This is a genomic window from Halomonas sp. C10-5 (genome assembly GCF_057169305.1).
Genome location: NZ_CP175665.1, coordinates 2,844,860 through 2,871,466, shown reverse-complemented (window position 1 = coordinate 2,871,466; position 26,607 = coordinate 2,844,860). Strand labels below are relative to the sequence as shown.

The window sequence follows — 26,607 nt, the reverse complement described above, 5'->3', positions numbered from 1 at the left end:
GCCATGCTGGAGCGAACCGCCAGCGACGCCACGCCCCGTGATGATGCCGTCCGGCTGCTGGCCCGGCGCGAGTACTCTCGCGCCGAGCTGGCCGAGCGCCTGGCGGCGAAGGGGCATGCCGACGACAGCATCGCCGAGTGTCTCGACGACCTCGCCGAACAGGGACTGCAGTCCGACGCCCGCTTCGCCGAGAGTTTCCTGCGCTCGCGGATCTTCCGCGGCCAGGGGCCGGTGAAGATCCGCCTGGAGCTGGAGCGGCGTGGCCTCGGTCGTGAGGAGGTCCAGGCCGCCTTCGCCGCGAGCGAACAGGCCGGCGAAGCCGACTGGGCAGCCCTGGCCTGTGCGGCGCTCGCGCGGCGTTTCACTGGGCCCGGTGACACCCCGCGCGAGCGCGCCCGTCGCGAGCGCTTCCTGGCAAGCCGTGGCTTCGACTTCGACCAGGTGCGCCACGCCCTGGCCCATGCCTGGGACTCCACATCGGACTAGCCCCCCTTCAGTCCCTTGACAACTGCGCTATAATGTCTCCCTTTGCGAACGCCCCGGGTGGCCCCCCGCGGCGCCGCGATGCGCCATGTTCACGCGCCTCGTGGCGCCCGTATCGAGCCAGCGTCGCCCGCCGGGTCACCCCGTTCATCGCCACGGATACCCCATGAAAAGCGCAGACATCAGACAGGCCTTTCTGAGTTACTTCGAGGAGCACGGCCACACCGTCGTGCCCTCCAGCTCCCTGGTTCCCGGCAACGACCCGACCCTGCTTTTCACCAATGCGGGCATGGTGCCCTTCAAGGACGTCTTCCTGGGCCGCGACCCGCGCCCCTATGTGCGTGCCACCTCGGCCCAGCGCTGCGTGCGCGCCGGGGGCAAGCACAACGACCTCGACAACGTCGGCTATACCGCGCGTCACCACACCTTCTTCGAGATGCTGGGCAACTTCAGCTTCGGCGACTACTTCAAGCGCGATGCCATCCGCTTCGCTTGGGAGTTCCTCACCGGCACCCTGGGGCTGCCGAAGGAGAAGCTGTGGGTCACCGTGCATGTCAGCGACGACGAGGCCGAGCGCATCTGGAAGGAGGAGGTCGGCATCGACCCCGAGCGCTTCTCCAGGCTCGACGAGGACAACTTCTGGCAGATGGGCGATACCGGTCCCTGCGGGCCGAGCTCCGAGATCTTCTATGACCACGGTCCCGAGGTGTGGGGTGGCCCGCCCGGGAGCCCCGAGGAGGACGGCGACCGCTACATCGAGATCTGGAACCTGGTGTTCATGCAGTTCGACCGTGACGCCGAGGGCACCATGCATCCGCTGCCCAAGCCCTCCATCGATACCGGCATGGGGCTGGAGCGCATCGCCGCGGTGATGCAGGGCGTGCACTCCAACTACGAGATCGACCTGTTCCAGAACCTGCTGGAGTCGGCGGCGCGCCATACCGGCCACGCCGATACCCGCGCACCCTCGCTGCGGGTGATCGCCGACCATATCCGCTCCTGCGCCTTCCTGGTCGCCGATGGTGTGCTGCCCTCCAACGAGGGGCGCGGCTATGTGCTGCGCCGAATCATCCGTCGTGCCATCCGCCACGGCCACAAGCTGGGCGCCCAGGGCAACTTCTTCCACAAGCTGGTGGGGGCGCTGGACGCCGAGATGGGCGATGCCTATCCCGAGCTTCGCCAGGCGCGCCACCAGATCGAGCGCGTGCTGCTCAAGGAGGAGGAGCAGTTCGCCCGCACCCTGGAGCACGGCATGGGCCTGCTCGAGGAGGCCCTGGCCGCCCTCGACGGCGAGGTGCTGCCCGGCGAGACGGTGTTCAAGCTCTACGACACCTACGGCTTCCCCTTCGACCTGACGGCCGACGTCTGCCGCGAGCGCGGCGTGACCCTCGACGAGATCGGCTTCGAGCGCGCGTTGGAGGCCCAGCGCGAACGCGCCCGGGCGGCGAGCCAGTTCGGTGCCGACTACGGCGCCGCCCTGGAGCTGGAAGGCGAGACCGACTTCACCGGTTACGAGCGCCTCGAGGATCGCGCCACCGTCACCGCCCTGGCCGACCGCGAGGGCAACGCCCTGGAGCGGCTCGTGCCGGAGCACAAGGCTGTGGTGGTGCTCGACCGGACCCCCTTCTACGGCGAGTCCGGCGGCCAGGTGGGCGACACCGGCTACCTGCATCTCGATGGCGGTGGCCGCTTCCTGGTGGAGGACACCCAGAAGCAGGGCGGCCACCACCTGCACCACGGCGTGCTGCTCGAGGGTGAGCTGGCGCTGGGCGACGCGGTGCGTCCCCAGGTGGATGCCGGCCTGCGCGCCGCCACGGTGCGGAACCACTCCGCCACCCACCTGATGCACAAGGCGCTGCGCCTGGTGCTGGGTGACCATGTGGCCCAGAAGGGTTCCCTGGTGACCCCGGAGCGGCTGCGCTTCGACTTCAGCCACTTCGAGCCGATGACCGCCGAGCAGCTCGCCGAGGTGGAGCGCCTGGTCAACGAGCAGGTCCTGGCCAATGCACCGACCCACATCGAGCAGATGACCCTGGATGAGGCCAAGGCCAAGGGGGCGGCGGCGCTCTTCGAGGCCAAGTACGCCGACAGCGTGCGGGTGCTGACCATCGGTGCCGACGACTTCTCCATCGAGCTGTGCGGCGGCACCCATGTGGCGCGCAGCGGCGATATCGGCTGCTTCCATATCGTCAGCGAGCAGGGCATCGCCTCCGGCGTGCGCCGCATCGAGGCGATCACCGGCGAAGGCGCGCTGGCCTGGTTCCATGAGCAGGAGGCCAGGCTCAACCGTGTCGGCGAGCGCTTGAAGGCCAAGCCCGAGCAGGTCGAGGAGCGCGTGGAGTCGCTGGTGGAGCGCAACCGCACCCTGGAGAAGGAGCTCGAGCGGCTCAAGGCCAAGCTGGCCAGCGCGGCCGGCAGCGACCTGGTCGCCGAGGCTCGCGAGATCAAGGGGGTCAAGGTGCTGGCCAGGTCGCTGGAGGGCGTCTCCGGCAAGGAGCTGCGCGGCATGCTCGACCAGCTCAAGAACAAGCTGGGTTCCGGCATCATCGTGCTGGGCGTGGGCGACGAGGCGGCCGGCAAGGTCAGCCTGATCGCCGGCGTCACCGATGACCTCACCTCGCGCGTCAAGGCCGGCGAGCTGGTCAATCACGTGGCCGGCCGGGTAGGCGGCAAGGGTGGCGGTCGCGCCGACATGGCCCAGGCCGGCGGCAGCGACGTGGCAGCCCTGCCGGCGGCCCTGGAGGGCGTTGCCGCCTGGGTCGAGGAGCGCCTTTAGCAGGATTCGAGGGGGCCGGTAGCCGCGAGGCGCCGGCCCTGCTTGTAGAGAGACACCTTTCACTCACCCGGGCCTAGCTGCCCGACATACGAGGGGAAATTTCACCGATGGCACTATACGTACAGAAGTTCGGCGGCACCTCGGTGGGCTCCGTGGAGCGCATCAAGGCCGTGGCCGAGAAGGTCAAGGGCTTCCGCGACAATGGCCACCAGGTCGTCGTGGTAGTCTCCGCCATGAGCGGCGAGACCAACCGACTGATCGGCATGGCCAACGAGATCAACGATGAGCCGACCCCGCGCGAGATGGACATGCTGGTCTCCACCGGCGAGCAGGTGACGATCTCGCTGCTGGCCATGGCGCTGCACAAGCTGGGCGTGCCGGCGACCTCCTATACCGGCTCCCAGGTGGGCATCCAGACCGACAGTGCCCACACCAAGGCGCGCATCCAGCGTATCGAGACCGATGAGCTGCAGTCCGACCTGGACGACGGCCAGGTGGTGGTGGTCGCTGGTTTCCAGGGGGTCGACGAGGAGGGAAATATCACTACCCTCGGTCGCGGCGGCTCCGATACCACTGGCGTGGCCCTGGCTGCGGCGCTGAAGGCCGACGAGTGCCAGATCTATACCGACGTCGATGGCGTCTACACCACCGATCCCCGGGTGTGCAGCAAGGCCCAGCGCCTCGAGAGCATCACCGTCGAGGAGATGTTGGAGCTGGCCAGCCTGGGCTCCAAGGTGCTGCAGATTCGCGCCGTCGAATTCGCCGGCAAGTACAATGTGCCGCTGCGCGTGCTGTCCAGCTTCGAGGACGGCCCCGGCACCCTGATCGTTGCAGACTCTGACCAAGACGAGGACACCATGGAAGAACCGCTGATCTCCGGTATCGCCTTCACCGCCAACGAGGCCAAGCTGACCCTGCTCAATACCCCCGACGTGCCGGGCGTGGCCTCGCGCATCCTCGGCCCCATCGCCGACGCCAACATCGAAGTCGACATGATCGTGCAGAACGTGGCGCCGGCCGGCGACTACACCGACTTCACCTTCACCGTGGCCAAGGGTGACTACAAGCAGACCCTCAAGATCCTCAACGAGCAGGTGCTGCCGGACCTGGGCGAGGGTGAGGTCAAGGGTGACGACAACATCGCCAAGGTCTCCCTGGTGGGCGTCGGCATGCGCTCCCACGCCGGCGTGGCCTCCAAGATGTTCCGCGTGCTCTCCGAGGAGAACATCAACATCCGCATGGTCTCCACCTCCGAGATCAAGATCTCAGTGGTGATCGACGAGAAGCAGATGGAGCTGGCCGTGCGCGCCCTGCACAAGGCCTTCGGCCTCGACAAGGCCGATATCGAGAGCGAGGAATAAGCCGACCCGTGGCGGCAGATTACCTTCTACGCTGGTAGAAAGGCCCGCCGCGTCCTGCGGCGGGGCTTCCCTTCAACGGGCGGCCCGTGTTTGATGGGCCGCCGTGTTGGTCACGGAGGACGTTCTGCCACATACTGAGGCGGCGTGGTACTGCCGGCCAACATCCCGTTGCCAGCCAGAGAACAAGCCTGAGAAGGAGATCAGCCATGCTCATCCTGACCCGCCGTGTCGGCGAGACCCTGATGATAGGTGACGACATCACCGTGACGGTGCTGGGCGTGAAAGGCAACCAGGTCCGTATCGGGGTGAATGCGCCGAAGGATGTGGCAGTTCATCGCGAGGAGATCTATCAGCGCATTCAGCGCGAGAAGAGTGACGAGGAAGGTTCTGGTCACGAAGAGTAGCGGTCAGGACTGCAGACAAAAAAGCCGTGGGGGCGCTGGACAAACCCCTTCGGAAACGGTAAGATATGCGCCGTGTCGTTAGGGAGAGGTGGCCGAGTGGCTGAAGGCGCTCCCCTGCTAAGGGAGTAAGGGGTTTATAGCCTCTTCGAGGGTTCGAATCCCTCCCTCTCCGCCACGGCGACACCGTGAAGCATCAGCGCCCGTAGCTCAGCTGGATAGAGTACCTGACTACGAATCAGGTGGTCGGAGGTTCGAATCCTCCCGGGCGCGCCAGCTTCCACGCAAGACAGGTGATGGCGGTCACTGACAACACCGCACTTCGCGCCCGTAGCTCAGCTGGATAGAGTACCTGACTACGAATCAGGTGGTCGGAGGTTCGAATCCTCCCGGGCGCGCCAGATTTCGACCCGTCCTCCATCGCGAGGGCGGGTCTTCTCTTTTTTGGGACGTCCTGTCCCACCCGGTTTCTGCTAGCCGGGGCGCCTCCTCCTAGCGCCCCTGCGATCGTTTGAGGCGCCGTCGCCATTGCGACGTGCGCCTCCTTTTTTTCCTGCCGTCATGGTTATCCCGCAGAGACCGTCTGGCCTGCCGTCATGGCCGTCATCGATCGGGCGCTACCCTCATTTCCAGGATGGTCGGCCGCAACGCCCGCCAGCAGGTCGTCCAGCCTGGTGAGGCGCTTGAGATGCTGGAAGCGTCGCCCCGCCTCGGCGTCGCCCTGGCGCATATGGTTGAGCCACTGCTTGACCAGCGAGGTGACCACGCGCTCGGGGAGCGTGCTACGCTGCAGTGCAGCGAATTCGCCCAGGATCTTCGCCCGCGCCGCCCAGGGGGTGGGTGCCAGGCGCTCGCCGGTGCGCTGCCAGTGGCGGATGCGCGCCGCCAGCCAGGGGTCGGCCAGCGCCCCGCGGCCGAGCATGACATCGCGGCAGCCGGAGAGGGTGCGGGCCTTCCAGTAGTCCTCTAGGGTCCAGATGTCGCCGTTGGCGATCACCGGGATGGTCAGGTCGCGTCGAATGCGACCGATCCACTCCCAGTGGGCCGGTGGGCGGTAGCCCTCTTCCCGGGTGCGGCCATGCACCACCAGGTGTCGGGCGCCCCCTGCCTGGGCCGCGCGACCGCAGGCCAGTGCCAGGCGCCGATCGGCGAAGCCCAGGCGTATCTTGGCGGTCACCGGAATGTGCTGGCCTACCGCCTCATGCACGGCAGCGACCACGGCATGCACGCGCCGCGGATCGCGCAGCAGTGAGGCGCCGCCATCGTGGCGGTTGACCAGCTTGGCCGGACAGCCGAAGTTGAGATCGACACCGGTGGCGCCGAGACGCAGGGCCTGGCGGGCATTGGTCGCCAGGGCCTCGGGATCGGAGCCGAGCAGTTGCAGCTGGACCGGTACCCCGCCTGGGGTCATCATGCGGGCGTGCTGCAGTTCGGGGCAGTGCTTGTGGAAGACGCGTGGCGGCAGGCGGGCATCCACCACGCGGACGAACTCGGTGACTGCCCAGTCGAAGCCCGGCTGGCGGGTCAGCAGGTCCCGGGTATGGGCGTCGATGACCCCTTCCATGGGGGCCAGGCCGATCAAGCCGTGTGAACCCTGTAGTAAATTAACAACGTTGACTTCCACCATGAATCCATTGCAATTTGTCGACAATCTGGCAGTTTATACCACAATCAAACTTCGCGAGCCGCCATGTTCCGCGAATTCAGGGGGCATGGTAGCGAGATAACGTCAGGAGGCGCCCGATGCAGGACATGCAGCTGCTGGAGGAGGGTCTGTCCCTCATGGCCCTGGGCATGGGCTTCGTTTTTGTTTTTCTTACCTTGCTAGTGATCGTCACCACCCTGATGTCCAAGGCCATCGGCCGGTTCTTCCCGGAGCCGGTGGCACCTGCAGCGCCGGTGCGCGGTGGCGCTACCACCCAGCCGAGCCAGGACGATGACGTCATGGTGGCCATCAGCGCCGCGGTGCACCGCTACCGCCGCCGCCATCGCCGCTGAGCGGCGCCCCGTCCCCAGTGCCCCCTTACTTCCCTTTCCTTTCCATTCATAACGACAAGGTCACGACCATGACTGACAACGTACGCCCGCTGGGCATCACCGATGTCGTCCTGCGCGACGCCCATCAGTCGCTGTTTGCCACCCGCCTGCGCCTCGATGACATGCTGCCCATCGCCGAGAAGCTCGACCGCGTCGGCTTCTGGTCGCTGGAGTCCTGGGGCGGGGCCACCTTCGACGCCTGTATCCGCTACCTCGGGGAGGATCCGTGGGAGCGGATACGGGCGTTGAAGGCGGCCATGCCCAACACCCCCCAGCAGATGCTGCTGCGTGGCCAGAACCTGCTCGGCTATCGCCACTACGCCGATGACGTGGTGGACAAGTTCGTCGAGCGGGCCAGGACCAACGGCGTCGACGTGTTCCGCGTCTTCGATGCCATGAACGATCCGCGCAACCTGGAGCGCGCCATCCAGGCGGTGCGCAAGGTCGAGGGCCATGCCCAGGGCACGCTCTCCTACACGGTGAGCCCGGTGCACACCCTGGACGGCTGGGTCGAACTCGGCAAGACCATCGCCGCCATGGGCGCCGATTCGCTCTGCATCAAGGACATGGCCGGCCTGCTCAAGCCCTATGACGCCTTTGAACTGGTCACCAAGCTCAAGAAGGCGGTGGACATCCCCATCCACATGCAGTGCCACGCCACCACCGGCATGTCCACCGCCACCGCCCTCAAGGCCGCCGAGGCGGGCATCGACAACGTCGACACCGCCATCTCCTCGATGTCCATGACCTATGGCCACAGCCCCACCGAATCGCTGGTGGCGATCCTCCAGGACACCGAGCGCGACACCGGCCTGGATCTCGAGCTGCTCGAGGAGATCGCCGCCTACTTCCGCGAGGTGCGCAAGAAGTACGCCGCCTTCGAGGGCTCGCTGAAGGGCATCGACTCGCGCATCCTGATCGCTCAGGTGCCGGGCGGCATGCTCACCAACATGGAAGGCCAGCTCAAGGAGCAGGGCGCCGGGGACAAGCTCGACGACGTGCTCAAGGAGATCCCCAGGGTGCGCGAGGACCTGGGCTTCATCCCGCTGGTCACCCCCACCTCCCAGATCGTCGGCACCCAGGCGGTGATGAACGTGATGATGGGTGAGCGCTACAAGTCGATCTCCAAGGAGGTCCAGGCGCTGCTCAAGGGCGAGTACGGTGCCGCCCCGGCACCGTTCAACAAGGAGCTGCAGGCGCGCGTGCTGGAAGGAGGCGAGCCGATCACCTGCCGCCCGGCCGACAACCTCAGCCCCGAGATGGACAAGCTGGCCGCCGAGCTCAAGGAGAAGGCCAAGGCCGACGGCATCCGCCTGGCCGAGGGCGAGCGCGAGATCGACGACGTGCTCACCTATGCGCTGTTCCCCCAGATCGGCCTGAAGTTCCTCAGCAACCGCGACAATCCCGATGCCTTCGAGCCGGCGCCCCAGGCCCCCGAGGCCGGCGCCAGCCTGCCCGCGAAGGCAGAGGCCAAGGCAGCCGCGACCCAGGGTGGCGCCCCGGCCGTACCCGAGACCTATACCGTCAAGGTCAACGGCAAGCAGTATGTGGTCGAGGTCGCCGAGGGCGGCGAAGTCGGCGCCGTCCAGGAGCAGGGCGCGGCCGCCCAGCCCGCCGAGAGCGCCCCCGCCGCCCCCAGCGGCGAGGCGATCACCGCGCCCCTGGCCGGCAACATCTTCAAGGTCAACGTGCGCGAGGGGGACAGCGTCGCCGAGGGTGACGTGGTGATCATCCTCGAGGCGATGAAGATGGAGACCGAGGTGCGTGCCGCCAGCGCCGGCACCGTCTCTTCCGTCAAGGTCAGCGAGGGCGACAGCGTCGCCGTCGGTGACGTGCTGATCGAGCTCTAAGGGCCCCGACATGGAGAGACTACTGACACTCTGGTACGGCTCGGGGGTCTACAACCTGACGCCGGGTCAGGCCGTGATGATCCTGGTCGGCATGCTGCTGCTCTACCTGGCCATCGCCAAGAAGTTCGAGCCGCTGCTGCTGGTGCCCATCGGCTTCGGCGGCATACTGGCCAACATCCCCGAGGCGGGCCTGGCGCTGTCGGCGCTGGACCAGGCCATCGAGGTGGCCAAGCCTGCGGTGTTGCAGCAGCTCGCGACGGCGCTGGGCGTGACCCTCGACCCCCTGGCGAACGCCGAGGCGTGGCGTGAGGCGCTCAAGGGCGTGGCCCACGAGGGAGCCACACCGGACGCGCTGCGCGCCGCGCGCGATATCGCGGTGGGCGTCGGCTATGGCGACGGCATGCTCTACAGCTTCTACAAGGTCGCCATCGCCTCCGGCATCGCCCCGCTGATCATCTTCATGGGCGTGGGTGCGATGACCGACTTCGGCCCGCTGCTGGCCAATCCGCGCACCCTGTTCCTGGGCGCGGCGGCCCAGTTCGGCATCTTCGCCACCCTGTTCGGTGCGGTGGGCCTCTCGTCGCTGGGCGTGATGGACTTCTCGCTCAACCAGGCCGCCGCCATCGGCATCATCGGCGGTGCCGACGGCCCCACCTCGATCTATGTGTCGAGCGTGCTGGCTCCCGAACTGCTGGGTGCGATCGCCGTGGCCGCCTACGCCTACATGGCCCTGGTGCCGCTGATCCAGCCGCCGATCATGAAGCTGCTGACCAGCCAGAAGGAGCGCGAGATCACCATGACCCAGCTGCGGCCGGTGTCGAAGCGCGAGAAGATCGTCTTCCCCATCGCCATCCTGCTGCTGGTCGCCTTCTTCCTGCCCGACGCCGCACCGCTGCTGGGGATGTTCTGCTTCGGCAACCTGATGCGCGAGTGCGGGGTGGTGGAGCGTCTCTCCGATACCGCCCAGAACGCCCTGATCAACATCGTCACCATCATCCTGGGCCTCTCGGTGGGCTCCAAGCTGATGGCCGAGAGCTTCCTGGCCGTGGAGACCCTGGGCATCCTGGCGCTGGGCATCGTGGCCTTCGGCATCGGCACCGCGGCTGGGGTGCTGATGGCCAAGCTGATGAACGTGATGAGCCGCATTCCGATCAATCCGCTGATCGGCTCGGCGGGGGTCTCGGCGGTGCCCATGGCGGCCCGGGTCTCCAACAAGGTGGGCCTGGAGGCCAACCCGCACAACTTCCTGCTGATGCACGCCATGGGGCCCAACGTGGCCGGAGTGATCGGCTCGGCGGTGGCCGCCGGGGTGATGATCAAGTACCTCGGCTGAGCGTCGTGGCGACGCCAGCAATACGACGAAAGGCGCCTGCGGGCGCCTTTTGTCGTGTCATGGTCTCGAGAGGGGCGGTGCCGGCCTCAGGCCTCGAGGAGCTCGAGGTGGCCGCGCAGCCGCGAAGCCAGCGGGCTCAGGTCGACCTCAACGTCGCGGGGCCAGCCGACGCTGAGGCGCACGCCCTGGGCGTCGTAGTCGGCCGCCTCGACGGGGATCTCGCGCTCGGCGAGCCAGGCCCGGGCCTCGGCCTCGCCGGCGAAGTCGATCCGCAGGCGCAGCGAGGTGCGCTCGATGACCTCGCGTCGCGGCAGGGTCTCCAGTGCTTGGGACACGGCCTGGCTGTAGGCGCGGGCCAGGCCGCCGGTGCCCAGCTTGGTGCCGCCGAAGTAACGTGTGACCACGCAGCCCACCTGGCCCAAGCCCGAGCCCTCCAGCACCTGAAACATGGGGCGGCCGGCGGTTCCGCCGGGCTCGCCATCGTCGGAGAAGCCGATGGCGGCCTGCTCGCCGGGCGGCCCGGCGATGAAGGCGCTGCAGTGGTGGCTGGCGCCGGGGTGGCGCTCGCGGGCGGATGACAGCAGCGCATCGAAGGTGGCGACGGTAGGGGCGTGGCAGAGCCAGGCGATAAAACGACTGCGCTCGACCTCGATCTCGATTTCCCGCCACTTTCCCGGTGGCAGGTCAGGTACCGGGTAGCGCATCAGGCGGCCAGCTCGCCCTGGCGCACCACGCCCATCACCATGCCCAGCACCTGGATATCGCTGTTCCTGAGGAAGATGGGGGCCATCTGCTGGTTGGCGGGCTGCAGGCGTACGCCGGACTTCTCGATATAGAGCTTCTTCAGGGTGACCTCCCGGTTGTTGATCATCACTACCGCGGTCTCGCCGTTCTCGGCGCTCTCGCACTGTTCGATGATGATCACATCCCCGTCGAAGATGTTGCAATCGATCATCGAGTCACCGCGCACGCGCAGGGCGTAGGTATTGCGACGCACCATGCGTCGCGGGACACGGATATGGCTGACGCTGGGGCAGGCCTCGATGGGCATGCCCGCCGAAACGCTGCCCAGCAGCGGGACCTCGACCATCTCCTGTGCATCGTCGGGCATGGGGCAGGGCGACCAGGCCTCGGCCAGGCGCCGGTTGGGGCGGCGGATCATGAACCGCGGGGTGACCTCGGGCATGCTGCATCTCCTGTTGAAACATACAGTGCCATGGAAGCATAGCAGGGCGCCCGAATCTGGCAAGGCGACCAATCGACGATGCGCTTGATGCATGTCAACCGCGACCTGCTGACGCGGCAGGCGTCTCTGGTAGAAAAAGCCCATTCCGTGTAGAGTCTCGAGCCAAATTACCCACGCCGGAGAGTGTCTTGACCCTGCGCCTGCAAGCCAGAGGCCTGGCCTGTGAACGGGATGATCGGTGGCTGTTCGAGGATCTCGACCTGGATATCCGCGGCGGTGAGATCGTGCGCGTCGAAGGCCCCAACGGCAGTGGCAAGACCACCCTGCTCAAGATCCTTTCCGGCCAGCTTGCCGACTACCATGGCGAGCTGTTCTGGAACGACCGGCCGATGCGCCAGGCGCGCCAGGCCTTCCTCGAGAACCTGCTCTATCTGGGTCATGCCCCGGGGGTCAAGGCGGCGCTGACACCGCTGGAAAACCTCGCCTGGTACCAGGCGCTGGCCGGTGAGGCGGTCCATGAGGCCCCGCGCCTGGCAGCGCTGGAGTCGGTGGGGCTGGCGGGGTTCGAGGACGTGCCGGCAGGACAGCTCTCGGCGGGCCAGCAGCGTCGGGTGGCGCTGGCCCGCCTGGAGCTCACGCCGCGTCCGTTGTGGGTGCTCGACGAGCCCTTTACCGCCATCGACCGCCATGGGGTCGCGGCGCTGGAGGAGCGCCTGGTGGTCCATGCCCGTTCGGGTGGCTGTGTGCTGGTGACCACTCACCATGAACTCAAGGCGTCGGAAGAGCTGCGACATGTCCGTCTCGGCCGGGGAGGGCAAGATGCCGAGCGCTGATACTCGCATGAACGGCAGCGGCAGCAAGCGCGATAACGGCGACCGTCAGGCCACTGCACGGGAACCCCGCGGCGGCCTGGCGGTCGCAGTCTGGGCGACGCTCAAGCGCGACCTGACCCTGCTGATGCGTCGACGCAGCGAGGTGCTCAATCCGCTGGTGTTCTTTGCCCTGGTGATCACCCTGTTCCCGATCGGCATCTCGCCGGACCCGGAACTGCTGGCCACCATCGCCCCGGGGCTGCTGTGGGTGGCGGCTCTGCTGGCGGCGCTGCTCTCACTGGATAGCCTGTTTCGCGGCGACTACGAGGACGGCTCCCTGGAGCAGCTGCTGCTGACGCCACAGCCGCTGCCCATGCTGGGCCTGGCCAAGGTGGCGGTTCACTGGCTGCTGACCGGCCTGCCGCTGGCGCTGATGGCCCCGGTGTTGGGCATCATGCTGGCGCTGCCGGCGGGAAGTTACCTGATCCTGGCCTTCTCCCTGGCCCTGGGCACCGCCAGCCTGAGCCTGATCGGTGCCATCGGCGCGGCGCTCACGGTGGGGCTGTCACGCGGCGGGGTTCTGCTGTCGCTGCTGGTACTGCCGCTCTATATCCCGGTGCTGATCTTCGGCGCCGGCGCCGTTCAGGCGGCGATCATGGGCGATGGCGCCGCCGCGCATCTGGCGATTCTGGGGGCCCTGCTGGCCCTGTCACTGATGCTGGCCCCCTGGGCGATCGCGGCGTCGCTGCGCATCAGTATCAACGGTTGAGAGGTGGAAAAGGCATGTGGGCCTTCATTAACAAGTTGCGTTCCCCCAAGTGGTTCTACGCCATCAGCGAACGGCTGCTGCCGTGGTTCTGGGTGGCCGCGGCTGCGCTGATCCTGGTGGGCAGCGTCTGGGGGCTGGCCTTCGCCCCGGCGGACTATCAGCAGGGCAACAGCTTCCGCATCATCTACGTGCACGTGCCGGCGGCCTTCCTGGCCCAGTCGATCTTCGTCAGCATGGCGGTGTGTGGCCTGGTCTACATGGTGTGGAAGATCAAGGTGGCCGACATGGTCGCGGCGATGATGGCGCCGCTGGGGGCCGCCATGACATTCATCTCGCTGTTCTCCGGGGCGGTGTGGGGCGTGCCTACCTGGGGCACCTGGTGGATGTGGGATGCGCGGCTGACCTCGATGCTGATCCTGTTTTTCCTCTACCTGGGAGTGATCGCCCTGCGCGGCGCCTTCTCCAGCCGCGACAGCGCTTCCCGGGCCGCCTCCGTGCTGGCCATGGTGGGTGTGATCAATATCCCCATCATCAAGTACTCGGTGGACTGGTGGTACACCCTGCACCAGCCCGCCACCTTTACTGTTACCGGACGTGTCGGCATGCCCATGGAGATGTGGGTCCCGCTGCTGATCATGGTGCTGGGGTTCTACAGCTTCTTCATCGCGGTGACCCTGATGCGCACCCGCAGCGAGATCCTGCGCCGCGAATCCAACAAGCGTTGGGTGCGTGACCTGGCCGGAGGAGAGCGCTGATGGCCTTCGAATCCTTCAACGAATTCATCGCCATGGGGGGGCATGCCCCCTATGTCTGGGCGGCCTGGGCGGCGACCGCCGCGCTGCTCGTCGCCATCGTCCTCCACGCCCGCGCCGAGCGCCGACAGCTGCTGCGCAAGCTCCAGCGCCGCGAGCGTCGCGAGCAGCGCCTGGGAGTCGATCAGGACGTGGCAGCGAAAGTTTCACATCAATCGGGTGGTAATCGTCATGACACTTAGCCTGACACCGAAGCGCAAGCAGAGGCTCTTCGTGATCCTGGGGCTCGTCGCCCTGGCCGCGATCGCCGTGGGCCTGACCCTCTACGCCCTGCGCAGCAACATCAACCTGTTCTTCAGCCCGGTACAGATCGCCGCCGGGGACGCCCCCTTCGAACGCCAGATCCGTGCCGGAGGCATGGTCAAGGAGGGCACCGTGGCCCGTGATCCGGATAGCCTCGATGTGGCCTTCGTGGTCACCGACTATGTCGACGATCTCGAGGTGCGCTACAGCGGCATCCTGCCCGACCTGTTCCGCGAGGGGCAGGGTGTGGTGGTTGTCGGCGAACTGCAGTCCGAGGGCTGGCTGCGTGCCGACCAGGTGCTGGCCCGCCACGACGAGAACTACATGCCCCCCGAGGTGGCCCAGGCCCTGGAAGACGCCGGCTACTCGCCGGAGGACTACCAGGCCAAGGCCGCCGAGGTGGGTGAACGGATGGAAGCCCAGCAGCAAGGCGCCAGCCAGTAACGAGCGGAGAACCCATGCAGACCCTGATGATCCCCGAGATCGGCCACTACGCCCTGGTGATCGCCATGTTGATGGCCGCCGTGCAGGGCGTGCTGCCACTGGCCGGCGCGGCCACCCGCCGCCCGCTGTGGATGGCCTATGCCCGGCCCATGGCGGCCGGGCAGCTGCTGTTCGTGGCCATCGCCTACGCCTGTCTGACGGCCAGCTACATGCTGGACGACTTCAGCGTGGCCAACGTGGCCAACAACTCCAACTCCATGCTGCCCTGGTACTACAAGCTCAGCGCCGTATGGGGCAACCATGAGGGTTCGGTGCTGCTGTGGAGCCTGCTGCTGGCCGCCTGGGGCTACTTTGCCTCGCGCTTCTCCCGGGAGCTGCCCCGCGACATGGTGGCCCGGGTGCTGGGCGTGCTGGGGCTGGTCGGCACCGGCTTCCTGGCCTTCGTGCTGGTCACCTCCAACCCCTTCGAGCGCCTGCTGCCCAACGTGCCGAGCGACGGTGCCGACCTCAACCCGCTGCTCCAGGACATCGGTCTGATCATGCATCCGCCGATGCTCTACATGGGCTATGTGGGCTTCTCGGTCGTCTTCGCCTTCGCCATCGCCGCCCTGCTGGGCGGTCGTCTGGATGCGGCCTGGGCCCGCTGGGCGCGCCCCTGGACCAACCTGGCCTGGGCCTTCCTCACCGTGGGCATCGCCCTGGGCAGCTGGTGGGCCTACTACGAGCTGGGCTGGGGCGGCTGGTGGTTCTGGGATCCCGTCGAGAACGCCTCGCTGCTGCCCTGGCTGACCGGCACGGCGCTGATGCACTCCCTGGCGGTGACCGAGAAGCGCGGTGCCTTCAAGAGCTGGACCCTGCTGCTGGCGATCTTCACCTTCTCGCTGTCGCTGCTGGGCACCTTCCTGGTGCGCTCCGGGGTGCTCACCTCGGTGCACGCCTTCGCCAACGACCCTTCCCGCGGCCAGTTCATCCTGATGCTGCTGGGCATCACCGTGGGCCTGTCGCTGCTGGTATTCGCGTTGCGGGCGCCGCGGGTCGGCCACAAGGTCGGCTTCACCTGGTTCTCTCGCGACGCCCTGCTGCTGATCAACAACATCCTGCTGGTGATCATGACGATCACCGTGCTGATGGGCACCGTCTACCCGCTGCTGCTCGATGCCCTGGACCTGGGCAAGATCAGCGTCGGCCCTCCCTACTTCAACGCGCTCTTCGTGCCGCTCACCCTGGTCCTCGCGCTGTTCATGGGGCTCGGCCAGGTGGCGCGGTGGAAGCAGACTCCGGTGAGCCTGCTGGTCAGGCGACTGTGGCTGGCTGCCGTAGGGGCCGTGGTGATGGGGGCGGCACTGCCGCTGCTGTTCGCCGAGCGCTGGAGTCCGGCGGTGGCGATCGGCCTGATCGCGGCGCTGTGGATCGTGCTGCCCATGCTGCGTGACCTGTTCGAGAAGACCCGTAACGCCAGCTCCGTGGGTGCCGGGCTCAAGAAACTGTCGCTCGCCTACTGGGGCATGCAGCTCGGCCACCTGGGCGTGGCGGTGACCATCGTCGGCGTGGCGGTGGTCTCCAACTACAGCATCGAGCAGAACGTGCGCATGGCACCGGGCGACAGTGTCGAGGTGGCCGGCTACACCTTCACCATGAACGAGCTCTCCAGTCGCCAGGGGGCCAACTTCCTGGCCGACCGGGCGAACATCTCGGTACAGCATGGCGACAGCAGTCGCAGCTTTGCCATGAATCCCGAGAAGCGGCTCTACCTGGCGACCCGCATGCCGATGTCCCAGGTGGCGCTGCGTCCCGGCTTCCTGCGTGACCTCTACGTGGCCATGGGCGAGGACCTGGGCGACGGCAGCTGGGCGCTGCGGGTGCAGTACAAGCCCTTCGTGCGCTGGCTGTGGCTGGGTGGCCTGCTGATGGCCTTCGGTGGTGTCCTGGCGGTGGCCGACAAGCGCTACCGGCGCCTGGCGACCGCGCGTGACCCCGAGTCCAGGACGGCCCCCGCGACGGGGCGGGAGGCCAGCGCATGAATCGTCGGCTGATCTTGCTGCTGCCGCTGGCCGGCTTCCTGGCGCTGGCGGTGTTCCTCTACCAGGGGCTGTCGTTGAATCCCTTCCATCGCGAGTCGGCCCTGATGGCGCGCGAGTTTCCCGAGTTCGACCTGGCCACCCTCAAGGAGCCCGAGCGGCGGGTCGATCGTGACCTGCTCACCACCGGCGAGCTGACCCTGGTCAATGTCTGGGGTGAGTGGTGTCCCGAGTGCAAGCGCGAGATGCCGCAGCTGCTCGACCTAGCCGAGCGCCACGATATCCGCCTGGTGGGCATCAGCTGGAAGGATACCCGGGAGAAGGCGTTGGGCTTCCTGGAGGAGTTCGGCGACCCCTTCGAGGTCAATATCTTCGACCCCGACAACGAGCTGGCCTTCGAGCTCGGCGTCTATGGCGCGCCGGAGACCTTCCTGGTGGATGGTGACGGGGTGATCCGCTACCACCACACCGGTTATATCGCGCCGGGCGATGTCACCGAGACGATCCTTCCGGAGGTGGAACAATGGCGCTGATGCGACTTTCGAGACTCCTGGCCACGGCCCTTGTCCTGCTGCTGGTGGCGGGATTGGCACAGGCCGCCGCCATCGAGGTACGCGAGTTCGATGACCCGGTGCTCGAGGAGCGCTATCGCGACCTCACCGCCTCCCTGCGCTGTCCGACCTGTCAGAACCAGGCGATCAATGATTCCGATGCCCCGGTTTCCGGCGACATGCGTGATCGCGTCTACCGGCTGCTGATGGACGGTCGCGCGGACATCGAGATCCGTAACCATATGGTGGAGCGTTTCGGCGACTACGTGCTCTACAATCCGCGCCTCGAGGGCCGCACCTTCCTGCTGTGGGGGCTGCCGGCGGTGCTGGGTCTGCTTGGCCTGGTGCTGGTGGGCCTGCTGGTACGCGCCCGTCGCAACGCCTCCAACAGGGAGCTCTCCGCCGAGGAACGTGCTCGCCTGGATGCCCTGATCAACCGCGAGAGAACCGAATGACCCTGCTGTGGATCGCCTTCGCCCTACTGCTGCTGCCGGCCCTGTGGCTGCTGGTGGCGCCTCTCAAGCGAGCCCGCGCGGTGCACGACGCCCAGCGCGATCATGAGACCAACGACCGCTCCGCGGATCAGAACGTGGCCATCTACCAGCGCCGCCTGGCCTCCCTGGAGGCCGCCTTCGAGCGTGGCGATATCGATCAGGCCAGTTTCGAGGAGGACCGTCTGGCACTCGAGCGCAGCCTGCTCGAGGATACCGAGCGACTCAAGCGAGCCCCGCTCAAGGCCTCCGCCTCCGGGCGCCTGGCGGTGCCGCTGGTGATGCTGGCGGTGGTGGTGGTCAGCGTGCTCTGGTATCAGCACGAAGGTGCCGAGGGTGACCTGGCCCTGCTCTCCGTGCAGCAGGAGGTTATGGCCCATCCGGAGGGCTCGGCTCAGATGCTGATCGAGCGGCTCGAGGCGCAGGCCGCCCGCCAGCCGGAGAACCCCAACGTCTGGAGCATGCTGTTCCCGCTCTATCGTGACGGTGGCCAGGGGCGCGAGGCCATCGATGCCCTGGAGCGGCTGATCGAGATCGAGGGTCGCCATCCCCAGCTGCTGGCACAGTTGGCCCAGATCGAGTTCTTCGTCGCTGGCCGCCGGTTGACCGACCGCGTACAGGAGTTGGTCGACGAGACCCTGGAGAAAAACTCCAGCGAGCCCACTGTGCTTGGCCTGCTGGGCATCGAGGCCTTCGACCGCGGTGCCTATCAGGAGGCCATCGACAACTGGCGGCGTGCCATCGCCGGCATGAGTGATCCCGCCTCCGGTGAGGCCCTGCGCCAGGGTATCCAGATCGCCCAGCAGCGCCTGGGCCAGGAGCCCGAGGGTGACGTGGCAGTGGAGGAGGAGCCCCAGGGGCCCGGTATCCTGGCCCGCGTCAGCCTGGACGAGGAGCTCGCCGGTCGCCTCGACGACGACACCCCGGTGTTCGTGGTCGCCCGGGACATGAATGGCGAGCTGCCGCCGCTGGCCGTGGCCCGCCTGACCCTGGGCGACCTGCCCACCGAGCTGGTGCTCGACCAGCGCCACGCCATGTCGCCCCAGGCCAACCTCGGCCAGGTCGAGCAGGCACGCCTGGTGGTGCGCGTCTCCGAGAGTGGCCAGGCCACGCCCCAGCCCGGCGACATGTTCGGCCAGCGTGGCGGTGTCGCCGTGGGCGACACCGACGGCGAGCCGGTCGAGGTCGTGATCGACAGCGTCGTCGATTGAACGGAGTGGACCGCCCGCGATGCGCCTGACCTCGATCCGCCTGGTGGGCTTCAAGTCCTTCGTCGACCCGGTCACGGTGCCCTTCGACAGCAACATGACCGCCATCGTCGGGCCCAACGGCTGTGGCAAGTCCAACATCATCGATGCGGTGCGCTGGGTGATGGGGGAGTCGTCGGCCAAGACCCTGCGTGGCGAGTCCATGGCCGACGTCATCTTCAACGGCTCCACCGGCCGCAAGCCGGTGGGGCAGGCCGCCATCGAGCTGCGCTTCGACAACCGTGACGGTGCCATGGGCGGACTGTATGCCCAGTACGCCGAGATCGCGGTGAAGCGCCAGGTCACCCGCGAGGGGCAGTCCAGCTACTTCTTCAATGGCCAGAAGTGCCGTCGCCGCGATATCGCCGACCTCTTCCTGGGCACCGGGCTGGGCCCGCGCTCCTACGCCATCATCGGCCAGGGCATGATCTCGCGGCTGATCGAGGCGCGCCCCGATGAGTTGCGCGCCACCCTCGAGGAGGCCGCGGGGATCTCCAAGTACAAGGAGCGGCGCCGCGAGACCGAGAACCGCATGCGTCGCACCCAGGAGAACCTGGAGCGTCTGGAGGATATCCGCGAGGAGCTCGACAAGCAGCTCGAGCGACTCAGGCGCCAGGCCGAGGCGGCGCGCCGCTATCAGCAACTCAAGAACGAGCAACACCGCGTCAAGGGCGAGCTGGCCCTGCTGCGGGCCCGTGCGCTGCGTGCCAGCCAGGGCGAGGAGGAGAGTCGCGTCGCCGAGCTCGAGACCGCCGTGGAGCGCGAGGTGCTCGGGCTGCGGCAGTGCGAGACCCGCCTGGAGGAGGCCCGTGCCGACCATGATCGCCTGGCCTCCGAGCTCGACGCCGAGCAGTCGCGCTTCTTCGAGACCACCACCGCCATCGCCCGCCTGGAGCAGGATCTGGAGCATGGCCGTTCCCGGGACGCCCAACTGGCCCGCGACCTCGAGACGGCACGCCGCGAACTGGCCGACCTCGAGCGTCTCGGCGAGGACGACGGCGAGCGCCTGGTCAGCCTCGACGAGCGTCTGGCCACCCTGGTCCCCGAGCGAGAGGAGCTCGCCGAGCGCCTCGAGGAGCTGGAGGCCGCCCTGGAGGAGGCCGAGCCTGAGGCGGAAGAGGCCGATGCCGCCTGGGAGACGTTCAGCGAGCACTGGCGCGAGACGAGCCGAGAGGCCGAGCGCAGCCAGGATCGCCTGCGCGAGCTGGAGTCGCGCCTGGAGCGACTCGACGCCGACCTGGCCCGTCGCCGCCAGCAGCTGCAGGAGCTGCCCGACCTGCAGGCGTTGACCGCCCAGCGCGACGAGCTCGCCGAGCAGCTCGCCGAGATCGAGCTCGAGCGCGAGGCGCTCGAGGATCGTCGCGATGCCCTGGTCCAGGCCCGGGAGGCCGCTCGCGAGACGGCGCGAACCGCCGAGGATGGACGCGAGGTCGAACGCCAGGCGCGCAGCGAACTGGCCGGTGAGCTGGCGTCGCTGGAGGCGTTGATCGAGGCCGGACTGGCCGACCACGACGAGGCGCTGGATGCCCACCTTGCCGAGCATGGGCTCGGCGATGCCCCGCGCCTCGGCGAATGCCTGGCGGTGACCCCGGGCTGGGAGGAGGTCGTCTCCTGGGTGCTGGCACCCTGGCTGCGCGCTCGGATGGCGCCACTCGACGGCCGTCTGGAGGCCCTGGCGACCTCGCCGGGGGAGCTGGGGCTGGTCGCGGCGAGTGAGTCCGCGGCGCCGCCCGACAGCCTCGCCGCCCGGGTGGAGGGAGCCGGTGGTGCCGGCCAGTGGCTGGCCACGGTGCGCTGCGCGGAGAGTCGCGATGACGCCTGGTCGCGTCACCACGAGCTGGCTCCTGGCGAGAGCCTGATCACCGCCGATGGCCTGTGGCTCGGGCATGGCTGGGCACGCCGGCGGGGCAGCGGCGACGGCCCGGATGCGCTGCTCGTCAGCCGGCGCCGCCAGGCCGAGGTGCGCGAGCGCCTCGACGCCGTCGAGGCACGTCTGGCCGATCACGAGACACGCCTGGTGCATGCCCTGGAGGAGGCCGAACGTGCCGACACGGACCTCGAGGCGTGCCACCAGGCGGAGCGCGACCTCGATCGCCGCCATCAGCAGCTCGCCGTCCAGGACAGTGGCCTGGCCAGTCGACTCGAGCACCTGCAGGGGCGCGCCGCCGAGCTGAGCGAGGAGCTTGCCGGCCTCAGCGAGTCTCGCGAGGAGGCGCGCCTGGCCATCGATGAGGTGCGCGAGCAGTGGCAGGCCGCCATGGTGCGCCTGGAGGAGGGCGCCGAGCGTCGGGAACGCCTGGAGAAGCTGCGCCAGGCGGCCCGCGAGCGGCTCGCCAGCCTGCGTGGCCAGCAGCGCCCGCTGGCCGACCAGCTGCAGCGCCTGGCCCTCGAGCAGGAGCGCCTGGCCGCCGAGCGTGCAGGCCTCGCCGAACAGCAGGGGCGTGCGGGGGAGGCGCGGGAGCGGCTCCAGGGGCGCCTCGCGGAGCTGGAGGAGGAGCGTGAGCTGCTCCGCGAGCCCGAGGAGGAGAGCCGCGAACGCCTCGAGGAGCTCCTCGACCGGCGCGAGCGCGAGGAGCGCAGCCTCAACGCGGTGCGTGCCCGGGCCGCGGAGCTGGTCGAGCGACTGCGCGAGGACGAGCAGGCTCGCCAGGGCCACGAGCGTGCGCTGGAGGGCATCCGCGAGCGTCTGCAGGAGTCGCGCATGCAGGTCCAGGCGCTGCGTCTCAAGGCCGAGGGCCAGGATGAACAGCTGCGGGAGCTGGGCCACGACGAGCAGGCCCTGGGCGAGTCGCTCGACCCCAACGCCACCGAGTCGGCCTGGCAGACCCGCCTCGAGGAGCTCGGTGAGCGCATCCGCCGCCTGGGTGCCATCAACCTGGCGGCCATCGAGGAGTACGACCAGCAGGCCGAGCGCCGCGACTATCTGGAGGCCCAGCACGCCGAGCTGAGCGAGGCGCTGGAGACACTCGATCGGGCGATTCGCCGCATCGACCAGGAAACCCGGAGTCGATTCCGGGACACCTTCGAGCGAGTCAACACGGGTCTGCAGGCACTTTTTCCGCGAGTCTTCGGTGGCGGAACCGCGTGGTTGACGCTGACCGGCGACGATTTGCTGGAGACCGGGGTCGCCATCATGGCGCGACCGCCGGGCAAGAAGAACAGCACCATTCATCTGCTGTCGGGGGGCGAAAAGGCGCTGACAGCCCTGTCGCTGGTATTCGCCATCTTCCAGCTCAACCCGGCACCCTTCTGCATGCTCGACGAGGTGGACGCTCCTCTGGATGATGCCAATGTGGGACGCTACGCCAGGCTGGTGAAGGAGATGTCCGAGAGCGTGCAGTTCATCTACATCACCCACAACAAGATCGCCATGGAAGCGGGCGAGAGGTTGATGGGGGTGACGATGCAGGAGCCGGGTGTCTCTCGGCTCGTGGCGGTGGATGTCGAAGAGGCCGCGGCACTCGCCGAGGCCTGAACGCTTGAATGAAAGCCCGAAAAGGGGTAACAAGGAAGCATCACATGTTGCAATGCATGGAAGCAGGGGGATCATCGAAGGGCGATTGCGAAGGGCAGGTTCGGCTTGGCGTGGAAAATCGCCGGTGCTTGACAAATAAAAAAAGTGGCCCTTTTTTCGGCAATCGCGCTATGCTGGTGACGGACAACCATCTGGCATGGCGCCCTAGCGAAAGGCTGACGACCCATGGAACTTAGAGAGTGGCTGATCATCCTGGGGTTGGCGCTGGTGACCCTCATCGTGGTGGATGGAGTGCGTCGCCTGCAGCGCCAACGACGTATTCCCCGCCTCGATGAGGTGGCGGAAGACGCCCACGGCACCGACCCCGACGAAGAGGCCCGCAAGGCCGAAATCAACTGGGAACTGCCCAACGGAGGGGCGCGAGTCGTCAGGCCCGCCGATTACAGCCGTGTGCAACCCAAACCCAAGCTCGAGCGCCAGGAGCATCCTGGCCCGTCGCGTGTGCTTTCCAGCTGGAAGGCTTCCGCTCCCCAGCAGGAGGCGCATGAGTCGGTAGCCGCCGAACCGGCAGCACCACGTGCCGCTGCTGCCGGCGTTGCGCATTCCGCGTCATCGGTATCGGCCGAGAGGGCGGAAGAGGCGGCATCACGCGAGAGCGTGAGAAGCTCGGTCAAGAGCGAGCCCGAGCCCCACGTGGCCGCCGCAGAGCGCGATACCGATGTTCGTGGCGCCCGGCAGCATGGCGAGAGCCCCGTGGAAGAGCGTCGCGAGCCTACCCTTGCGGCCTTCGAGGAAACTTCCGGAGCCACCTCCGCACCGGGTGAGCCGATGGCAGACGCCGGCGCCGAGCCCCTCGCCGCCGATCCCCGGGATCACGAGGATGCCGAGGACGACGACCGCTACCGCCTGGTCGATTTCGATGGTGTCGGCGACTCCCTGAAGAGTGGCTCGAAGCGCATGGGCGCCTCGGTCCAGCGCTTCGGGGCTTCGCTGCAGAAGAGCCTGGCCGAGCGTCGCGAGCAGAAGCGCCAGGACAGGATTCGTCGCGAGGAGGAGAAGGCTCGCAAGGCGGCCGAGGAGGCCGAGCGCAAGCGCCAGGCCCAGGCCGAGGCAGAGTCTGCCCGAGTTGCCCGCGAGGCCGAGCGTCGGCGCCTGGAGTCGGAAGCCGCCGCCGAGGATGGCGACGATCCGCTCTTCGCGCCGCGCCGGCAGGCCGATGAGGTGAACGATGCCATGGCGGTCGCCGAGGAGGAGGCCGTCGAGGCATCCCGCTACAGCGACAAGGTACGCATCCATCCGGTGCTGGAGAAGGCGCTGCGTCACGACGTGAGCGCGGAACATGCCCGTCTCACCCTCAGCCAGGCCGAGGAGATCATCGTCATCTCGGTAATGGCCCGGGATGACGAGGGCTTCTCCGGTACTGCCCTGCTCGACCTGATGCTGGCCTGTGGCCTGCGTTATGACCGCGAGATGGGGGTCTTTCACCGCTTCGAGACTGAGGACCCCGAGAGCCGTCTGCAGTTCTCCATGGTCAATGGCGTCAAGCCCGGGACCTTCCCCATCGAGGCGATCGATGACTTCCGTACGCCGGGGATCACGCTGCTGATGCCGCTGCCGGGTGCCGAGGACTGCGGTGCCGCCTTCGAGGCGATGGTGGAGACCGCGATGGTCATCGTGCGCCACATGGGTGGCGAGCTGAAGGACGAGAACCAGAGCGTGATGACCGCCCAGACGGTAGAGTTCGCCCGCCAGCGGGTGCAGGAGTTCGTGCGCCGCAACCGCCTGCACCGCTATCAGGTCAACTAGCCGTAAGCCATAGGCGTGACGCTGCAAGACACCCCCCGTGAGGTAGCCCCACGGGGGGTGTTGCTTTGGTAAGCTAGTCGATCATCTTGCCTCGTGCCCCGAGGCCCACGCGATAGACCGTGACACGGATTGCCATGACCCAGCCCGACTCGAAGATCCGCGACGAGCTCGAGCGCCTGCGCGCCGAGCTAGACGATGCCAACTACCGCTACTACGTCCTCGACGATCCGGTCCTTACCGATGCCGACTACGATCGCCGGCTGCGTCGTCTCCAGGAGCTCGAGGACGAGTATCCCGAGCTGGTGACGGCGGACTCGCCGACCCAGCGAGTCGGGGCGCCTCCTGAGGCGGGCTTCCCCGAGGTCGAGCATGCGGTGCCCATGCTCTCCCTGGACAACGCCTTCGACGAGGAGGAGATCAAGGCCTTCGTCAGGCGTGTCGCCGACCGCCTGGAGGCTCATGGTGAGCCGCTGGCCTTCTGCTGCGAGCCCAAGCTCGACGGGGCCGCGGTCTCGCTGGTCTATGAAGGCGGCGAGCTGACTGCCGGAGTTACCCGGGGCGACGGCCGCACCGGTGAGGGGATTACTTCCAATGTGAAGACGTTGAGGTCGATTCCTCTCAGGCTACGCGGAAAGGAGTGGCCCGGTCGCCTCGAGGTGCGTGGTGAAGTCACCATGCGCCACGCAGACTTCGAGGCCATGAATGACAAGGCCCGGGAGGAGGGAAGCAAGGTCTTCGCCAACCCTCGCAACGCCGCCGCCGGCAGTCTGCGCCAGCTCGACCCGCGAGTTACCGACAAGCGGCCCCTGGAGTTCACTGCCTATCAGCTGGTGGATCAGGACATGGCCAGCCTTGCCAATGTCGATGTGCCGACCCACAGCAAACAGATGCAGTTGCTGCGTGACTGGGGGTTTCGGATAAATCCCGAACTGGCGGTGGTCGAGGGGGCCGAGGGGGTCATCGACTACTGCCGGCGCCTCGGCGAGAAGCGTGATTCACTCGGCTACGATATCGATGGCGTGGTGATCAAGGTCGACGACCTGCGCCTGCAGCGCGAGCTGGGCTTCGTGGCGCGCGCCCCGCGCTGGGCCATCGCCTTCAAGTTTCCCGCCCAGGAGGAGACCACCCGGCTCAACGACGTCGAGTTCCAGGTCGGCCGCACCGGGGCGATCACCCCGGTGGCCCGCCTCGAGCCGGTCTCGGTGGCTGGGGTCACCGTCTCCAATGCCACCCTGCACAACGCCGACGAGATCGCCCGGCTCGGGGTGATGATCGGCGATACCGTAGCGATCCGTCGGGCAGGTGACGTCATCCCCCAGGTGGTCCGGGTGCTCGAGGAGCGCCGTCCGGTCGATGCACGGGCGATCGTCTTCCCCGAGCACTGCCCGGTATGTGGCTCGCAGATCGAACGCCTGGAGGGCGAGGCGGTGGCACGCTGCTCCGGGGGGCTCTACTGCCCGGCCCAGCGCAAGGAGGCCCTCAAGCACTTCGCCTCGCGGCGCGCGCTGGATATCGACGGCCTCGGCGAGAAGCTGATCGACGCCCTGGTCGAGCGCGACTGGGTATCTACCCCGGCGGATCTCTTTCGCCTGGAGGCCGAGCGCCTGGCCACGCTTCCGCGCATGGGCAAGAAGTCCTCCGAGAATCTGGTGGCCTCGCTCGAGAAGGCCAGGCAGACCACGCTTCCGCGCTTCATCTACGCCCTGGGCATTCGCGAGGTGGGCGAGGCCACCGCGGCCAACCTGGCGCGACACTTTGGCTCCCTGGAGGCGTTGATGGCGGCCGAGGTCGAAGCGCTCGAGGCGGTGGAGGACGTGGGACCGGTGGTCGCCGCCCATGTCCACACCTTCTTCCGTCAGGCCCACAACCGGGAGACCATCGACGACCTGATCGCCTGCGGCGTGCACTGGGAGGAGGAGGCCGTGGCCGAGCGGCCCCAGCCGCTGCTCGGCCAGACCTGGGTGCTCACCGGTACCCTGGAGAGCATGACCCGCGATCAGGGCAAGGCTCTCCTTCAGGCGCTGGGGGCCAAGGTGGCCGGCAGCGTATCGAAGAAGACCGCCGGCCTGGTGGCCGGCGAGGCCGCCGGCAGCAAGCTGGATAAAGCGATGCAGCTGGGGGTGCCGGTACTGGACGAGGAGGCCTTCCTGGCGCGGCTGGCCGCCTGGGAAGCCGGCGCATCCGCAGAGGGCGAGGCGCAGGAGGGCGAGTCATGAGCGGCGATCGCTTTATCGAGGTGCCCTACCGCATGCTGCCGGGGGAGACGCTGGATGCCCTGCTGGAGGCCTTCGTCACCCGCCAGGGTTATGACACCACCGATACCGGGGAGGGGATGCGCGGCTGGGTGGCCGAGCTCAAGCGCCAGCTGGAGCGCGGCGAGCTGCTCATCGCCCATGACCTGCGTACCGAGACCACCGAGGTGATGACCCTGGCCCAGTGGCGGGCCTTCGGCCGTGACCTGGCCGACGATGAAGAGGAGGGGTAGGGCGCAGCCCCCTCTACGGGCTGTACC

At 67.6% G+C, this 26,607-nt stretch carries 23 protein-coding genes and 3 tRNA genes; 23 read left to right on the top strand and 3 right to left on the bottom strand.

Translation table 11 applies throughout. The features are described 5' to 3' along the window. The first annotated feature begins 3 nt into the window (after positions 1-3). The 7 genes from ACJ7IV_RS13405 to ACJ7IV_RS13375 all read left to right on the top strand — a co-directional run bounded on the left by ACJ7IV_RS13405 (position 4) and on the right by ACJ7IV_RS13375 (position 5,422). Positions 4-486 (top strand): regulatory protein RecX, encoded by a 483-nt coding sequence (locus ACJ7IV_RS13405; protein ID WP_483864813.1) that lies wholly within the window; start codon positions 4-6, stop codon positions 484-486. 163 nt (positions 487-649) lie between these two features. After that, the gene (gene alaS, locus ACJ7IV_RS13400) at positions 650-3,259 is read left to right on the top strand and encodes an alanine--tRNA ligase (RefSeq protein WP_483864812.1); all 2,610 of its coding nucleotides are present in this window, start codon (positions 650-652) and stop codon (positions 3,257-3,259) included. Between the two features lie 107 nt (positions 3,260-3,366). Beyond that, positions 3,367-4,620 carry an aspartate kinase gene (locus tag ACJ7IV_RS13395; RefSeq protein ID WP_161430109.1) on the top strand — a complete coding sequence of 418 codons (1,254 nt, stop codon included), beginning with the start codon at positions 3,367-3,369 and terminating at the stop codon, positions 4,618-4,620. A gap of 206 nt (positions 4,621-4,826) precedes the next feature. Next, positions 4,827-5,024 (top strand): carbon storage regulator CsrA, encoded by a 198-nt coding sequence (gene csrA / locus ACJ7IV_RS13390; RefSeq protein WP_161430110.1) that lies wholly within the window; start codon positions 4,827-4,829, stop codon positions 5,022-5,024. A gap of 82 nt (positions 5,025-5,106) precedes the next feature. Then, positions 5,107-5,199, top strand: a tRNA-Ser gene (locus ACJ7IV_RS13385). A gap of 21 nt (positions 5,200-5,220) precedes the next feature. Beyond that, positions 5,221-5,297, top strand: a tRNA-Arg gene (locus tag ACJ7IV_RS13380). Between the two features lie 48 nt (positions 5,298-5,345). Beyond that, a tRNA-Arg gene (locus tag ACJ7IV_RS13375) sits at positions 5,346-5,422 on the top strand. Positions 5,423-5,586: 164 nt separating this feature from the next. Here the strand turns inward: ACJ7IV_RS13375 and ACJ7IV_RS13370 are convergent. Continuing rightward, positions 5,587-6,585 carry a tRNA dihydrouridine synthase gene (locus ACJ7IV_RS13370; RefSeq protein WP_483866593.1) on the bottom strand — a complete coding sequence of 333 codons (999 nt, stop codon included), beginning with the start codon at positions 6,583-6,585 and terminating at the stop codon, positions 5,587-5,589. Between the two features lie 179 nt (positions 6,586-6,764). On the opposite strand from ACJ7IV_RS13370, the gene ACJ7IV_RS13365 reads away from it, so the two are divergent. The 3 genes from ACJ7IV_RS13365 (at position 6,765) to ACJ7IV_RS13355 (ending at position 10,241) form a co-directional block, all read left to right on the top strand. Next, positions 6,765-7,019, top strand: coding sequence for an OadG family protein (locus ACJ7IV_RS13365; RefSeq protein ID WP_483864811.1), 255 nt, complete (start codon positions 6,765-6,767; stop codon positions 7,017-7,019). Between the two features lie 68 nt (positions 7,020-7,087). Next, entirely contained in the window at positions 7,088-8,908 is a 1,821-nt protein-coding gene (gene oadA / locus ACJ7IV_RS13360) for a sodium-extruding oxaloacetate decarboxylase subunit alpha (protein ID WP_483864810.1), read from the top strand. Positions 8,909-8,918: 10 nt separating this feature from the next. Further along, positions 8,919-10,241, top strand: coding sequence for a sodium ion-translocating decarboxylase subunit beta (locus tag ACJ7IV_RS13355; protein ID WP_483864809.1), 1,323 nt, complete (start codon positions 8,919-8,921; stop codon positions 10,239-10,241). 86 nt (positions 10,242-10,327) lie between these two features. On the opposite strand, the gene ACJ7IV_RS13350 is transcribed toward ACJ7IV_RS13355, so the two are convergent. Continuing rightward, the gene (locus ACJ7IV_RS13350; protein WP_483864808.1) at positions 10,328-10,945 is read right to left on the bottom strand and encodes an IMPACT family protein; all 618 of its coding nucleotides are present in this window, start codon (positions 10,943-10,945) and stop codon (positions 10,328-10,330) included. Next, entirely contained in the window at positions 10,945-11,427 is a 483-nt protein-coding gene (gene lexA, locus ACJ7IV_RS13345; RefSeq protein WP_483864807.1) for a transcriptional repressor LexA, read from the bottom strand. The genes ACJ7IV_RS13350 and lexA overlap by 1 nt, the downstream gene beginning before the upstream one ends. A 188-nt stretch (positions 11,428-11,615) precedes the next feature. Here lexA and ccmA point away from each other — a divergent pair, with 188 nt between their 5' ends. The 13 genes from ccmA to ACJ7IV_RS13280 all read left to right on the top strand — a co-directional run bounded on the left by ccmA (position 11,616) and on the right by ACJ7IV_RS13280 (position 26,580). Further along, positions 11,616-12,260 (top strand): cytochrome c biogenesis heme-transporting ATPase CcmA, encoded by a 645-nt coding sequence (ccmA, locus tag ACJ7IV_RS13340; protein WP_483864806.1) that lies wholly within the window; start codon positions 11,616-11,618, stop codon positions 12,258-12,260. Positions 12,261-12,267: 7 nt separating this feature from the next. Continuing rightward, the gene (ccmB, locus tag ACJ7IV_RS13335) at positions 12,268-13,008 is read left to right on the top strand and encodes a heme exporter protein CcmB (RefSeq protein ID WP_483866592.1); all 741 of its coding nucleotides are present in this window, start codon (positions 12,268-12,270) and stop codon (positions 13,006-13,008) included. 14 nt (positions 13,009-13,022) lie between these two features. Next, positions 13,023-13,763, top strand: a complete 741-nt coding sequence (locus tag ACJ7IV_RS13330) for a heme ABC transporter permease (RefSeq protein WP_483864805.1) — start codon at positions 13,023-13,025, stop codon at positions 13,761-13,763. Then, complete coding sequence (ccmD, locus tag ACJ7IV_RS13325; protein WP_483864804.1) at positions 13,763-14,002, top strand: heme exporter protein CcmD; 240 nt, start codon at positions 13,763-13,765, stop codon at positions 14,000-14,002. The genes ACJ7IV_RS13330 and ccmD overlap by 1 nt, the downstream gene beginning before the upstream one ends. 1 nt (position 14,003) lies before the next feature. Beyond that, positions 14,004-14,507: a cytochrome c maturation protein CcmE gene (gene ccmE / locus ACJ7IV_RS13320; RefSeq protein ID WP_483866591.1), complete on the top strand. Its 504-nt coding sequence runs from the start codon at positions 14,004-14,006 to the stop codon at positions 14,505-14,507. A gap of 26 nt (positions 14,508-14,533) precedes the next feature. Next, positions 14,534-16,528, top strand: coding sequence for a heme lyase CcmF/NrfE family subunit (locus ACJ7IV_RS13315; protein WP_483866590.1), 1,995 nt, complete (start codon positions 14,534-14,536; stop codon positions 16,526-16,528). Then, complete coding sequence (locus ACJ7IV_RS13310) at positions 16,525-17,058, top strand: DsbE family thiol:disulfide interchange protein (RefSeq protein ID WP_483864803.1); 534 nt, start codon at positions 16,525-16,527, stop codon at positions 17,056-17,058. Before ACJ7IV_RS13315 ends, ACJ7IV_RS13310 begins: the two co-directional genes overlap by 4 nt. Continuing rightward, positions 17,058-17,531 carry a cytochrome c-type biogenesis protein gene (locus tag ACJ7IV_RS13305; RefSeq protein WP_483866589.1) on the top strand — a complete coding sequence of 158 codons (474 nt, stop codon included), beginning with the start codon at positions 17,058-17,060 and terminating at the stop codon, positions 17,529-17,531. The genes ACJ7IV_RS13310 and ACJ7IV_RS13305 overlap by 1 nt, the downstream gene beginning before the upstream one ends. Then, positions 17,528-18,778, top strand: coding sequence for a c-type cytochrome biogenesis protein CcmI (gene ccmI, locus ACJ7IV_RS13300; protein ID WP_483864802.1), 1,251 nt, complete (start codon positions 17,528-17,530; stop codon positions 18,776-18,778). The genes ACJ7IV_RS13305 and ccmI overlap by 4 nt, the downstream gene beginning before the upstream one ends. A gap of 19 nt (positions 18,779-18,797) precedes the next feature. Then, positions 18,798-22,289: a chromosome segregation protein SMC gene (gene smc, locus ACJ7IV_RS13295; protein WP_483864801.1), complete on the top strand. Its 3,492-nt coding sequence runs from the start codon at positions 18,798-18,800 to the stop codon at positions 22,287-22,289. Between the two features lie 225 nt (positions 22,290-22,514). Further along, complete coding sequence (gene zipA, locus ACJ7IV_RS13290) at positions 22,515-24,095, top strand: cell division protein ZipA (protein WP_483864800.1); 1,581 nt, start codon at positions 22,515-22,517, stop codon at positions 24,093-24,095. Positions 24,096-24,229: 134 nt separating this feature from the next. After that, the gene (gene ligA / locus ACJ7IV_RS13285) at positions 24,230-26,311 is read left to right on the top strand and encodes an NAD-dependent DNA ligase LigA (RefSeq protein ID WP_483864799.1); all 2,082 of its coding nucleotides are present in this window, start codon (positions 24,230-24,232) and stop codon (positions 26,309-26,311) included. Beyond that, complete coding sequence (locus ACJ7IV_RS13280) at positions 26,308-26,580, top strand: YheU family protein (RefSeq protein WP_213312129.1); 273 nt, start codon at positions 26,308-26,310, stop codon at positions 26,578-26,580. Before ligA ends, ACJ7IV_RS13280 begins: the two co-directional genes overlap by 4 nt. Positions 26,581-26,607 lie beyond the last annotated feature (27 nt).

Excerpts from the sequence above, each read along its gene's own strand:
- ACJ7IV_RS13305 (WP_483866589.1), top strand. The coding sequence starts at position 17,058 with ATGCGACTTTCGAGACTCCTGGCCACGGCCCTTGTCCTGCTGCTGGTG.
- ccmD (WP_483864804.1), top strand. The coding sequence starts at position 13,763 with ATGGCCTTCGAATCCTTCAACGAATTCATCGCCATGGGGGGGCATGCC.
- ACJ7IV_RS13310 (WP_483864803.1), top strand. The coding sequence starts at position 16,525 with ATGAATCGTCGGCTGATCTTGCTGCTGCCGCTGGCCGGCTTCCTGGCG.
- alaS (WP_483864812.1), top strand. The coding sequence starts at position 650 with ATGAAAAGCGCAGACATCAGACAGGCCTTTCTGAGTTACTTCGAGGAG.
- zipA (WP_483864800.1), top strand. The coding sequence starts at position 22,515 with ATGGAACTTAGAGAGTGGCTGATCATCCTGGGGTTGGCGCTGGTGACC.
- ACJ7IV_RS13330 (WP_483864805.1), top strand. The coding sequence starts at position 13,023 with ATGTGGGCCTTCATTAACAAGTTGCGTTCCCCCAAGTGGTTCTACGCC.
- ACJ7IV_RS13280 (WP_213312129.1), top strand. The coding sequence starts at position 26,308 with ATGAGCGGCGATCGCTTTATCGAGGTGCCCTACCGCATGCTGCCGGGG.
- ACJ7IV_RS13315 (WP_483866590.1), top strand. The coding sequence starts at position 14,534 with ATGATCCCCGAGATCGGCCACTACGCCCTGGTGATCGCCATGTTGATG.
- ACJ7IV_RS13395 (WP_161430109.1), top strand. The coding sequence starts at position 3,367 with ATGGCACTATACGTACAGAAGTTCGGCGGCACCTCGGTGGGCTCCGTG.
- csrA (WP_161430110.1), top strand. The coding sequence starts at position 4,827 with ATGCTCATCCTGACCCGCCGTGTCGGCGAGACCCTGATGATAGGTGAC.
- ccmI (WP_483864802.1), top strand. The coding sequence starts at position 17,528 with ATGACCCTGCTGTGGATCGCCTTCGCCCTACTGCTGCTGCCGGCCCTG.
- ccmB (WP_483866592.1), top strand. The coding sequence starts at position 12,268 with ATGAACGGCAGCGGCAGCAAGCGCGATAACGGCGACCGTCAGGCCACT.
- ACJ7IV_RS13365 (WP_483864811.1), top strand. The coding sequence starts at position 6,765 with ATGCAGGACATGCAGCTGCTGGAGGAGGGTCTGTCCCTCATGGCCCTG.
- ACJ7IV_RS13350 (WP_483864808.1), bottom strand. The coding sequence starts at position 10,945 with ATGCGCTACCCGGTACCTGACCTGCCACCGGGAAAGTGGCGGGAAATC.
- ligA (WP_483864799.1), top strand. The coding sequence starts at position 24,230 with ATGACCCAGCCCGACTCGAAGATCCGCGACGAGCTCGAGCGCCTGCGC.
- oadA (WP_483864810.1), top strand. The coding sequence starts at position 7,088 with ATGACTGACAACGTACGCCCGCTGGGCATCACCGATGTCGTCCTGCGC.
- ACJ7IV_RS13370 (WP_483866593.1), bottom strand. The coding sequence starts at position 6,585 with ATGGAAGGGGTCATCGACGCCCATACCCGGGACCTGCTGACCCGCCAG.
- ACJ7IV_RS13355 (WP_483864809.1), top strand. The coding sequence starts at position 8,919 with ATGGAGAGACTACTGACACTCTGGTACGGCTCGGGGGTCTACAACCTG.
- ACJ7IV_RS13405 (WP_483864813.1), top strand. The coding sequence starts at position 4 with ATGCTGGAGCGAACCGCCAGCGACGCCACGCCCCGTGATGATGCCGTC.
- smc (WP_483864801.1), top strand. The coding sequence starts at position 18,798 with ATGCGCCTGACCTCGATCCGCCTGGTGGGCTTCAAGTCCTTCGTCGAC.
- lexA (WP_483864807.1), bottom strand. The coding sequence starts at position 11,427 with ATGCCCGAGGTCACCCCGCGGTTCATGATCCGCCGCCCCAACCGGCGC.